This window comes from Vibrio sp. L85, from assembly GCF_963871815.1.
GTDB classification, from domain to species: Bacteria; Pseudomonadota; Gammaproteobacteria; order Enterobacterales; family Vibrionaceae; genus Vibrio; species Vibrio harveyi.
In genome coordinates this window covers 292,015-304,019 of the sequence record NZ_CAWMYL010000244.1, presented here as the reverse complement: position 1 = coordinate 304,019, position 12,005 = coordinate 292,015, and the positions used below count along the sequence as shown (strand labels likewise).

Sequence of the window (12,005 nt, the reverse complement as noted above, 5' to 3'; positions counted from 1 at the left end):
ACGAGTCCCTGACCTGCCCACATACCGCCTCCGTTTAATGAGCATTTTGTTGATGTCGGATAAATCTAAAGTAAATGAACAATGTTTTTTGTGAGTGAAAGCAAATTACAAAGTATTAGAAATGATAATTTTGGTGAGTGAGAGAGAGCTCTCATTTTTATAAAGTCTGCACTAGCCAAAAAGTGGTAGTGCAGACCATACATAGTGCTGAATGGATTTAGCGCAGTAATAGTTTTTTCAGCGGCGTAGCTTCAATGCCTTTTACAAGTAGCAGGGTTACCACAATGGTTGCTGGGTAAATAAAGGCGTCTTTAGCTAAGTTTTCTAGCCCTAATATACCTGCCATGTTCATCATGATGATGATCACCAGCAAATGACTCACGTAGATACCTAAAATGCTCGGTGACCACTTAAACACCCATGGCATATTGCCAAAGTTTGGATGGGCAAGAAGCCACATGAATACGCCTAAAGACCAGATCACATTGCCAAATAAGAAGTCGTGTGAATTAAAAGCGATCTCGTCGTTCATCAAATAATAGGCTTCGGCAAAGTGCAGTGCCATACCAACCAACATCAAGCGAATGGTGTTATTACGAGACCATTGCCACTGGTGTTGTCTCGCTAAGTAACCAAGCACAACCAACAATGTGCTGAAGAACGGACCATTGCGAGTAAAGAAGGGCGCTGGTAGCTCAGTCAGTGTGATGTAACTGCCTGCGAGTACCCCGTAGACGTACAACAATATTGCCGTCGGGAGCAGCAACTGCGCCATGCCACCACGAACCAGCAATGCAATGATAGCGACGGCAATCACAAGTGCAGGAATGAACCACAAATGAACTAAGCCGCCTTCTAACAGCGAGTTAATTGGGTTCGACATCAAGTAGCCCCAATAGCCTTGTCGCTCAGCGAGATAGCCTGCCTCCGCAACCACTTGCCAACGGAACGGCATTAACAGACAAATCGCACTCCAAACCAGCCATATCTTAAGCAAGGGCTTAGCGTAGTTTTTCAGTGTTTCAACGGGATTTGCGCTGAGTTTAGGCTGGATTAGATAACCGGAGATGAGGAAAAACAGTGGTACAGCAAAGCGAGCCAATTGGTTAAGCATATACCCAACCCAAGGTACCTCATCCCATTGCCAGTACGTGAGTGCCATTTGACAGTGAAGCCCAACGATCGCGAACATTGCGATGATGCGGGCGAACTCTAAACTGGCAATTTTCTTTGTGGTTGCCATAAATACTTACCTAAAAAAGTGAAAAATCGCTGAGAAATTAACAGCTAATAGCTTGCTCATCGCGGTAAAAAATCAACTCATGTGCAATTGATAGTAACCAGTTTGTGAAATTCAGACCCATCTCAAATTTCGAAAATTCGTATTCATTGAGTTGCTCAATGTATTGCGATCGTGAGTGTGTCAGAGGGTATACATTGGTTTGACCAGTAAACTTTAGATTGTAAAAAAGTACGACCGTGCTAAAAGTGTATTTATGAAAAAAGGAAAAGTAACCAAAGAGCTGATATTGCAGCGTGCATTCCAACTGGCGAGTGAAAACGGGTTGGAAAGTCTCACTATAGGTGAGTTGGCGAAGCAGTGTGGCATGTCGAAAAGTGGCTTGTTTGCTCACTTCAATTCCAAGTTGAACCTTCAACTATCGGTGTTGGAGTTTGCCAATCAAGTATTCGCAGAGCGGGTTATTGCGCCTGCGCGTGAGTTGGGTGACAGCAATATCGAACGTAAAGTACGTGGTCTGTTGGACACTTGGATGACGTGGAATCACTCTTTTCAAGGTAGCTGTATGTTCCTTGATGCTTGGAACGACACCGCAGAAGAAGGCTGTGCGTTGCAAGCTGCATTACGTAAATCGATTGATACTTGGCTGAATTATCTCGAAATTCAAATCAAGAAAGGCAAAGAGAACCAAGAGTTTGTCGCCGATTTAGATACGCGACAAGCGACCTTTGATTTATACGGGCAGTATTTAAGTGCGCACGTGTTTTATTCGATTAAAGGGCAAGAAGAGAGCCAGAGATTGTTTTGGCAAGGTATCGATAATTTATTTATTCGATGGAAGCGCTAGCCCCGCTGTAACGGGCATAGTACGAGATTCATAATGAAGAGCGACATAGAGCGCTCTTTCTTATCAGTATAAAAAGCACGACCGTTCTATTTTGTGCAAAGCTGATAGTTAAGGAAAAGATCATGAGTGAGAAAATCTACTTCAATACTTCGCAGCGCTTCAGTGTTAAGCGTAGCTTGGTCAATATCAGTACGCGTTTGCACCATACGTTGGCACCGTCACATGCAAAAAAGACCGCGCGTAAGCTGTTGCTCACCCCAGCACGTACTCAGCCTAAAAATGCAGAGCCACAGGGGCTGATTAAAAGTGAAGTACAAGGTCATGCTGGTGCAATCAAAACTTATCAGCTTGGTAATGGTCCGGTATGGGTGCTGACTCACGGTTGGTCGGGGACAGCAAGTCAGTTCTATCCGTTGATGGAGCACATCGCCGCATCGGGTTACACCGCTTTGGCTTACGATCACCCTGCTCATGGTGAAAGTGATGGTCAGTATGGGCATATCCCGGGGTTTGTTCGTGGTCTAGAGGACGTGTTGGATTCTGTTGATGATGTTGCAGGTTTGGTGGGGCACAGTATGGGTACTGCGTCGGCGTTAGAATGTCGTCACAGCAAATTAGAAAACAAGCCATTGCTGTTGATTGCGCCTGTGCTTAACTACGTAGAAAACTTGTTTGGCAGCATTGCGCGTTCGGGTTATTCAATGAAGCTATTCAAAGCCGTGGTTTCGGAAGTGGAAGAGCAGTTTGGTTACCCATTGCAATCCATTGACCCTGAAAAGCGTCTCGCTGAGCGAAAAGCAAAAACTATCATTGTTCATGATGAACAAGACAAATTCACCAAACACGGTGTATCTGCGAAAGCTGCTAATGAGATTGAGCGAGTCGAATTGGTGACGACGCAAGGGCAGGGTCATGGTCGTGTCATGAAGTGTGATGAGGTATTCCAGAGTTTTGATCGTTTAGTTGACGCTCGTTGATCGTAGCGATGGCGCTTGTGAATCAAAATCTAGAATAACAAAAGGACAGCTGATGCTGTCCTTTTCTATTTTACAATTTTGATAGCGGTAGGTGCTGAATAACAACACCTTAGCAGTGTTTAGTTACAGTTAGCTGGACCAACTTCTTTCCAAACACCCCATTCGCCAGACTTACTAGGATCTTGACCTTGAGTCCACCATTTCGCTTCCCAAGTTTTACCTGCGTAAGTCACTTGATCACCACCAGTGTAAACTGCCGTTGCATCCCATGCGTTAGTACAAGTACCACCGCCTGTGCTGTGCTTCGCTACAACAACGGTTGCACTTGCAGTTGATACTGCTTGACCATCACTTACGCTTACTGTGAAGCTTAAGCTTGTGTCTTGTGGGTATTCTGCTGCTGTGAACGTTACTTTCGCACCGTTGACCGTAGCATTTAGACCTTGTGGTAGCGTCCAATCGAACGTTAGTGTGTCGTTGTCAGCATCGCTAGAAGCTGAAGCATCAATCACAACCACGTCCCCAGCGCTTGCCGTTGCTGGTGCAGAAACCTGTGCAACTGGCGCTATGTTTGGTGGATCAATCACGCCTGCTGGCTTAACGGTGACTACAACAAGATCAGAAGCCGTTGCGCCTTCGTTATCTGTTACGGTCAGCTTAAACGTTAGTTGCTCTTCTGCCGCGACTTCTACCGCATCAAAGCTTGCTGTTGCTGTGTTCGCGCCAGATAGAACGACTGCAGTACCTGATACTTGCTCCCAAGCGTAACTTGCGATTGTACCGTCAGAGTCAGTTGAGTTGCTGCCATCAAGCACAACGCTTGCAGGACCTGTTACGGCTTGGTCTACGCCTGCTGCTGCCGTTGGTTTACGGTTTGGTGGGGTAACGACGCCGCCAGCCATACCTTCGTGCATTGCATTAAGGATGTCGCCGTTATCTGCATCAATCTCCCACGAGAATAGACCTGCTAGACCTAGAGATTTTGCGTAGTTGCCTTTCGCTAACACAGAACGATGATCGTCAAATGTGATTAGCTCACCAGTCGAACGGTTCCACACCCAAGGTGCTTCTGCTTGCGCATCATAGCCGTATTCAAAGCCGTTGATGCCAGTGTTGTTCGCACCTAGCATAAATGACTTAATACCTTTGTAGTCGATTACGCCATCTTCCCAAACACCTTGAGCTGTGCTGCCTTTCAGTTTGCCTGTTGCAGTACCGGTCATTGGGTCATTTGGATCTGTTAGCGTATCAGGTGTTACACCTTCCCAACCACGACCATACATCGCTGTACCAAGAACCAGTTTATTTGCAGGAACACCTTGCGCTAGAAGAAGCTGGATACCGTTATCTGCAGTGTATGCTGGACCTTTGTACGGTTCGCCGTTTTCATCCACGCCGCTGCCATCACACTGACCAGGACGCATGAATGAGCCACAGTAAAGAGCAGTTTGGTGACCAGGAACGTTGTTCCAGCCGCCGTAGAAGTCGTAAGTCATCGCAAAGATGTAGTCCATGTACTGAACCGCGTCTGCGTAATCTACGTCTTCAATCTTGTCGTAACCAACACCGATTGCTGAAGTTAGCTCGTAAGTACGACCTGTTTCTGCTTCAAGTTCATCTAGCATTACACGTAGTTCACGCATCAATGCAATGTATGCAGGACCATCGTTTACAGGGTCACCCTTATCTGCTGCAGCGCCGCCGCCACCAGGGAATTCCCAGTCAATATCTACGCCGTCGTAAAATTTCCAAGTTTTCAGGAATTTCTTAACTGACGCGACAAACGTGTCACGATTCTTCTTATCAACGAAGTCGTAGAATGGGTCAGAAAGTGTCCAACCACCGATAGATGGGATAATTTTTAGATCCGGGTTACGTTGTTTCAACGCCATTAGCATTGCGTAGTTACCCTTGATTGGCGTGCTGTACTCATGACCTGCTTGAGGGAAGCTCTTCTGATAAGCAGCCCACGGGTCATGGATAACCACTTCGTAATCATTCACACCACGACATGCCGTTTGCAGCGCATTAAAGCTGTTACCACCAACTGATTTTACTGATTCGTTTGGACCACAAATTGGGATAAAGCCGTAAAGGATGTGAGTTAGGTTATCAACTGGCATGTTGTCGACAGTGTAATCACGACCGTAGATGCCCCATTCAACAAAATAAGTACCCATCACGATACTTGGATCTGTGTTGTAGCTCTTGTTGTTCGGATCAACATTCATCGTCAGAGGCTTCAAGTGTGAGCCGTCTGTATCTGCAATGGTAATTTCTACCGGAGCGCTCTTAGAACAACCTGTTGCGTCACACGCTTCGATTTCCATTTGGTACAAGCCGCCTTGACCATATTCAAATGAAGCCGTGGTTTGACTGCCAGTGATAGCGCCTGTTGCCACTTTTACACCGTCAAAGTAGACGTTGTAAGTGTCGCCAGATGTGCCACTCCACTGGTTAAATTTCACTTTGATCTTAGCCAGTTCATGGTATTTGACCATGTCGTTGTAGCCAGATGTGGTTTCCATTGCCAATTCAATTTTAGAAAATTGAAGGTTATTGGAACCGTACATATCGATACTTGGTGCGGTTGGAGCCGCGTTTGCAGCGCCAGATAGTGCTAGGGCAACCCCAGCTGCACATAGGTTAAATCGAATCATAACTTCTCTCTCAATCCTTGAATTCATGCTCGTTTAGGAACATAAGCTGCTCTTGCGACAGAAAAGACAATCAATTCACACACTGTGCAAAAGCATCCCTTTGAGCATTTCAGAGGCTTATTTTTTTTCAAAAAAAAATAAATCAAGATTCGACCGTGTTACACAAAACTCACTACAAGAAACATAGTTTTGCATAGAAAATACAATATTGAGCCAAGATTTTATAAATATTTTGCATGTATTTAATTAATCGCTTACTCAGTTCGTGGGGGTTGTTTTGCGAGTGAAATTAAGCTTTTCTGATGAAACAGAAAGAGTTACGACATAGAGGTAGCGTTGAAAAGGAGGTTATTTGCGACTGAAGTGTTCGCTCAACGCTGCTCTGCGTTTGGAAGCTGCGCCAGTTTCTGAGCCCTGAACCGTGTGTTCGAAGCCTTTTAGGATAAAGCGTTGGTCAGGGAGTCGAGGCTCAATGCGTCGTATCTGTGGAGAGAGATGAGACCCTGAGATTTGGTACTCAGTTTTGCCAAGCCCGGTGTTCAGTGTGACGACTTTGCCATCAAACTCGAATTGAGTGGCGATAAGGCGATGGTTGCGAAAGACACCTTCGGGTGTAAAAGAAAGCTGTTCGGTTTGATAAGGTGGCGCACCGATCTCTATCCATTCACCGTAGATTTTGTTTGGGTCGATGTAATCTAAGTAAGATGCGTACAACTGGTAACTAAGCACACTAATCAACGAGCAACCGAAAACAGCAAAGCCCCCTTTAATGATTTTGAACTGATGACGAGCCCAAAATGAGGGTTGCGGTTCTGGCTTCTGTTTCCTTTTCCTGCGCGCAGTGGTGGTCATGATTCCTACTTACCTTCCTTTTTTATTATGGTGAGAAGCTTGAGCTACAAAAACAAACAATCTAGCTTTTGAGACGGTGAAACTATGATCTGATGTCCACTTTTACATTCCGAAACACAGTTATTGAGAATTTGCTCTTTCAACAAAGACCCATTTAGAGACTTGAGTCGTAAACCGAAACAGGGTAAAAAAGAGCTGATTTTTGATAAGGAAACCAATAATGAGTATTAAGGAAAACAGTTATTTTGCTGGTGGCGTAAAGTCACTAGGTTTTAGTCAACAAGGGCAGGATGTCAGTGTTGGCGTAATGCTACCAGGTGAATACACGTTCGGCACACAAGCGCCGGAGCGTATGAGTGTTGTTAAAGGTGCGTTGATCGTAAAGAAAGCGGGTGAAGTGGATTGGGTCACCTACAATAGTGGTGAGTTCTTCGAAGTTGAAGGTAATTCATCATTCGAACTGCAAGTGAAAGACGCGACCGCGTACTTATGTGAGTACCTCTAAGTACTAAATAGAATTGAGATAAAAGCCACCTTTTGGGTGGCTTTTTTCATGCATGTTGTTCAGATACAAACGTTTTTTAACAACAAACTGATAACTTTGTATATACTTAATACAGGTGCAACCATCAACAAGGAGGAAGTGATGGCAGTACAACCTAAACATTCTGATCTCCCTCCTCGCTTTGAGGCGACGGAATTTACGACAGAGCAAAGGCACCGTTTCACGAAAGTTGCGAATGCGGCACAAAAGCGTCGTGCTTTCTATAAACGAGCGATTGAAAACAGTCTAGTCGGAAAAATTAAGGAACGGGCACTGAAACCCGTTATTCGTCCTAGAGAGGATAAACCAAGTAAAACACGCCAAGTGATTTGGTTGATTACGTTTTTGCTCGGCGGTTTATGGGCGATGTACATGTTTGCTTAACATGTGTGATAACGACCATTTGCACTTGCCATGATGCTAAGCAATTGGTCGTTATAAACTGGCATCGCGTTGTAACGAGGTCACATTTTCACTTCCCATTGCGCCAACAAGCGAATGTCTTTGATGGCGTAACTCTTCTGCATGCGAGCAATGCTCATAATAGGCGTACTGGTTTTTACCCGTGTGCTTTGCCGCGTACATGGCTTTATCCGCACAACGAGTCAGCTCAGATAGGTCATTCGCATCCTGATGATAGATGGCAACGCCAATGCTCATTGTAAGCTCATTAATCGTGTCTTCCGATTGATAGCCAGTTTTAAATAGATTGACGATGCGATCCATGATGGTGTCTAAGTCCTTTTTACAGCGCACATCGTAGAGCATGAGTACAAACTCATCACCCGCAAAGCGAGCGATCGAATAATCGTGTTTGTCTGTCTTTCGGTCTTTGTTGCGAATGTTGTTTTTCAAGCGTGTCGCGAAGTGTTTTAGTACGCGGTCACCCACATCATGACCATAGTTATCATTGATGTGTTTGAAGTTATCAATATCAAGGAAGACCAATGCGGTAACCGTATTACTACGGGTTTGATCTAGCTCCTCTAGCTTGGCGCGAGCCCAAGTTTCAAAACTCCAGCGATTCGCTAAGCCTGTCAATTGATCGAGATAAGCGAGTTCTTCAATCCCTTCTCGATAGAGAGTTTGGATGTAATTAACCACTTTTGAGTAGTAATAAGAAAACGTATGGCACACAAAGCAGATCGCCACTAAGGTGAACATAAAGCGACGCTCAGTCATTTCACTTGCAGTGGGAACACTTTCTAGAAAGGTTAAACCAAAAAAAATGATGAGTGTGTAACTGACACTGAATAGTATGCCGACCTTAAATTCATTAATTAGAATAATGGCAGCCACAATGGGGTAGAGCCAAAGTAACCTGCCGGATGGCGCGTCGTTATAGAGTAGCAGTAGTAAACCATCGAACATCAATACTGCGGTAAGTAGTAAATCTGCGTATTGATGATGCTCGTGTACTCTTATCAGATAACTGATCGTTAAGCATGTGGTTGCACACAGACCAATAAAAAAACTGACTCCCCAATTCCCTTCAAAGTAATGCAGCACAGAGCCATAAGCTAAAAATGCAGTGGCAATACTAGAACAGAGAAATACGATCTTCTTTTTTCTTGTCGATCGGATATCCGCCATTTCCTCTAGGCGCGCTCCGGCCAATTTTGACATCATGCATCCCTACTTTTGAATTATTTACAGCCTATTCTAGGTGGTAATTTAATGCGACATGGAATGGTAATACGTTTAATTGTGATATGAATCATGTTTGACATTGACGTGAGTTATTGAATTTGTAAGAAATTTACGACTTGTGAAAGTTTTCAGGATTATGAAAACTTTCAAAAAACCAAGTATGAATTGCGCTTATTTTGAACAAATTAACGTGATTATTCTTAAACATTTCTGTGAAATGAAAGCGATTTCAAAATATGAATGACAAATTAGAATCTAATAACATTATGATTTTAATTAACAAAATACGGCGCTAGTTTCATGCGTTGTTTCATGTCATTTCGAGTGCTTGTGCCATGTGAAGCAGTAGCGACTTTTCAAACGTTTCATTCCTTAAGATCCCTATTGAAATAATTACACCTACAAAAACTTAGGGAAATCACATGAAAAACTTAAAGGTTTTACCTCTCACTCTTGCAGTGGCCACTTCGCTTGCTTCTCTTTCTACTTTTGCTGCCGATTCTGATGTAGAAGCTTTGGAAAAACGTATTCAAGAACTGGAGAAACACATTGACCCAACTTATGTCGATGACCAACAACCAGCGGTATTAACGCCGGACATTGAGATTCCTTATGGCGTTGTGTTCTCTGGTTATGCTCGTTACGGTGCTCACTACCAAGGGGGCGACCAAAAGTACGTGATGGTTGATGGCTCTTTTAACGGCTCATCCGCTATTGGTCGATTAGGTAACGAAGGCAATGGCGGTGAATTCCAGTTAGCAAAAGCATTTAAGAATGACAGTGGCGCAATCTGGGATGTTGTGGTGATGTTCGATCACTGGGGTGACGAGGTGAACCTGAAAAAGGCTTATGCAGGCGTTACGAATGTACTAGAGAGTCAGCCGAACGCTTACATTTGGGCTGGTCGTGATTTCCATCAGCGTCCACAACAGGGCATCAACGATTACTTTTGGATGATGCACGATGGTCAAGGTGGCGGTATCAACAACCTTGAGCTTGGTTCCGTCAAACTTGACCTTGGTGTGGTTGCTTCGGTTGAAAGCTGTAACCCGGAAATCACTCCGGGATCAAACCCTTCAATCTCTTGTACTGGTGGCTCTGGAGCGGGTGATAGCGGTGCGTATGCATTCACATCTAAACTGCACGGCATTGATATGGGCTTTGCTGATTTAGAGCTTTACGCGAACTATGGTTTTGATTCAGAAGCAATTGAGAGCTCAGAACACATTGATGCTTACCAGCTGGGTGCGGTGATTTCTCGTGCACACGACAGCGGATCAAATCGTTTAGTGTTGCGTTATTCTGATAACGCTGACAACGGCGTATTCTGGAAAACAGAAGACTTAACAACTATTTACGCAAGCTTTGAAGGTAATGCAAACCTTGGTGAAAACGCTGCGGTTGAATACCTATTGGCATACCATGATTACTCAATTGACGGTTCAAACAAGCTTGAAGATGAGCGTACTAACTACAGTGCTATCGTCCGTCCTATGTACTTCTGGAATGATGTTCACTCGACTTGGCTAGAAGCGGGTTACCAAATGGTTGATTACGCACGTGCCGATGATGACAACACAGGCTGGAAAGTGACGCTATCGCAAAATATCTCGTTTGATTGGGGCGCTGGCGCTCGTCCGATGCTCCGCTTCTACGCGACGGCAGGTGAGGTCGACAACAAAGCAACCAACAATGACCCTAAGCAAGACACATTTAGCGTAGGTGCTATGTGGGAAGCTTGGTGGTAAACCGAGTCTAATTAATTACTGTCCATGTAACAGTGGTAGGCACTGAAGGCAGATTTATTAGGTTTCTACCACTGATTTATTTCTTAACTCTCTCTATTTAGTCATGGTGTTCATTGCAGCCAGTGAAAACCATACTGTCCATTATTGACCCTATTTTGAGCCGCATTTGCGGCTCTTTTTTTGTTTATATGCTCTAAAAAACTGCGCAGAGCTCTTTATTAAAGAGTTGTGAAATCAATGCCTTTATTGAATCTCATTTGAGCGTGAAATGACCGTTTCATGAAACAGTTTCATGGCGTGAAAGGAAACTGCCTACCGCTTCATTTTTTCCGATATTGCCCGAATCTAAAGGGATTTCGGTGTGATTTCTCTCACGATAACACCCTAGTGGATAAGAAATACTAGCTGCCATGAAAGCGGTTTCGAGAAATGCATCTCGAAGCAAAATTGAATCTTGATGCTCAGGTGGAAGAGGTTTCTTGTGGCGACGATTAAAGATGTATCTGAATACGCAGGGGTTTCTCAGGCAACGGTTTCTCGTGTGATCAATGGCACTAGCCGTGTAAGTCACGATAAGAAGCTGAAAGTCGAGAAAGCGATTCAAGAACTTGGCTATCGTCCAAACTCAATCGCTCAGGCTTTGGCGTCTAGTCGCACTGGCAGTATTGGCATCATCGTGCCAGAGCTTGGTGGTCCATTTTACTCTGGCATTTTGCACAGCATGGAAGAGCGTCTGCGCCGTTTCGGTTACCACGTGGTGGTGACTGCAGGTTCAAACTCTGAGCAAAGTCAGCGTGAGTCAGTGGAATTTCTGCTTGGACGACGCGTAGATGCCATCATTTTGCATGCACAAAACCTGACGGATGATTACTTAATCGATCTTAAAGAAAAAGGCATTCCAGTGGTACTGGTGAATCGCTTTATTCCAGAAATGGCGCAATGCTGTATTGAGATCGATAACGAATTTGGTGGTCAGTTGGCGACCGAATACTTGTTGCGAATGGGGCATCGCAACATAGCGTGTATCACCGGTCCTCTGGACAAATCTGACGCACGGGGGCGTCTACAAGGTTACCGCAAGGCTCTTGAAGAAGCGGGAATCGAGTATGACGAAGCGTTGGTGTCCGAGGCCGGTTTTACCGAAGAATCAGGGGAAAGCGCAATGCGTAAACTGTTGAAGCGCGATTGTCATTTTACTGCTGTATTTGCGTGTAATGATCATATGGCGTTTGGTGCTTACGAAGTGCTGAAAGCCAATGGTGTCAACGTTCCGGAGCAAATCTCTTTGGTAGGGTTTGATGACATTTTATTTGCACGTTACCTCACGCCAGCCCTAACCACAGTTAACTTCCCTATTGAGCAAATGAGCGCTGAAGCTGTCCAGCTCGTGATTCAAATTCTCAATAAAAATAAACGAGATGTGAACTTCAAATTGTCGCCAAGCTTGGTGCCAAGAAGTTCAGTCAAGGAACTGCATACCCTATAAA

Annotated in this window: 10 protein-coding genes; 6 read left to right on the top strand and 4 right to left on the bottom strand. The window is 44.6% G+C overall.

What is annotated here, in order from left to right:
• Window positions 1–217: 217 nt before the first annotated feature.
• On the bottom strand, window positions 218–1,243 hold the full coding sequence (locus AACR11_RS25590; RefSeq protein WP_029790553.1) for an acyltransferase: 1,026 nt from the start codon (window positions 1,241–1,243) through the stop codon (window positions 218–220).
• Window positions 1,244–1,496: 253 nt separating this feature from the next.
• On the opposite strand from AACR11_RS25590, the gene AACR11_RS25585 reads away from it, so the two are divergent.
• Window positions 1,497–2,087 (top strand): TetR/AcrR family transcriptional regulator, encoded by a 591-nt coding sequence (locus AACR11_RS25585; RefSeq protein ID WP_005448982.1) that lies wholly within the window; start codon window positions 1,497–1,499, stop codon window positions 2,085–2,087.
• A gap of 122 nt (window positions 2,088–2,209) precedes the next feature.
• Complete coding sequence (locus AACR11_RS25580) at window positions 2,210–3,064, top strand: alpha/beta fold hydrolase (RefSeq protein WP_009700204.1); 855 nt, start codon at window positions 2,210–2,212, stop codon at window positions 3,062–3,064.
• 119 nt (window positions 3,065–3,183) lie between these two features.
• Here AACR11_RS25580 and AACR11_RS25575 read toward each other — a convergent pair whose 3' ends face one another.
• Both AACR11_RS25575 and AACR11_RS25570 read right to left on the bottom strand, forming a co-directional pair.
• Entirely contained in the window at window positions 3,184–5,724 is a 2,541-nt protein-coding gene (locus AACR11_RS25575; protein WP_079325242.1) for a glycosyl hydrolase family 18 protein, read from the bottom strand.
• A 348-nt stretch (window positions 5,725–6,072) separates the two neighbouring features.
• A complete protein-coding gene (locus tag AACR11_RS25570) occupies window positions 6,073–6,576 on the bottom strand; it encodes a DUF2850 domain-containing protein (protein ID WP_029790555.1) in 504 nt (167 codons plus the stop codon).
• A 220-nt stretch (window positions 6,577–6,796) separates the two neighbouring features.
• Between AACR11_RS25570 and ppnP the strand changes: the two genes are divergently transcribed.
• Window positions 6,797–7,081 carry a pyrimidine/purine nucleoside phosphorylase gene (ppnP, locus tag AACR11_RS25565; protein WP_005448986.1) on the top strand — a complete coding sequence of 95 codons (285 nt, stop codon included), beginning with the start codon at window positions 6,797–6,799 and terminating at the stop codon, window positions 7,079–7,081.
• A 141-nt stretch (window positions 7,082–7,222) separates the two neighbouring features.
• Complete coding sequence (locus AACR11_RS25560) at window positions 7,223–7,504, top strand: hypothetical protein (protein ID WP_005448987.1); 282 nt, start codon at window positions 7,223–7,225, stop codon at window positions 7,502–7,504.
• A gap of 51 nt (window positions 7,505–7,555) precedes the next feature.
• On the opposite strand, the gene AACR11_RS25555 is transcribed toward AACR11_RS25560, so the two are convergent.
• Window positions 7,556–8,746, bottom strand: coding sequence for a GGDEF domain-containing protein (locus AACR11_RS25555; protein WP_029790557.1), 1,191 nt, complete (start codon window positions 8,744–8,746; stop codon window positions 7,556–7,558).
• A gap of 446 nt (window positions 8,747–9,192) precedes the next feature.
• Here AACR11_RS25555 and AACR11_RS25550 point away from each other — a divergent pair, with 446 nt between their 5' ends.
• Both AACR11_RS25550 and AACR11_RS25545 read left to right on the top strand, forming a co-directional pair.
• Entirely contained in the window at window positions 9,193–10,518 is a 1,326-nt protein-coding gene (locus AACR11_RS25550) for a carbohydrate porin (protein WP_029790558.1), read from the top strand.
• Between the two features lie 481 nt (window positions 10,519–10,999).
• The gene (locus AACR11_RS25545) at window positions 11,000–12,004 is read left to right on the top strand and encodes a LacI family DNA-binding transcriptional regulator (RefSeq protein WP_005448990.1); all 1,005 of its coding nucleotides are present in this window, start codon (window positions 11,000–11,002) and stop codon (window positions 12,002–12,004) included.
• Window position 12,005 lies beyond the last annotated feature (1 nt).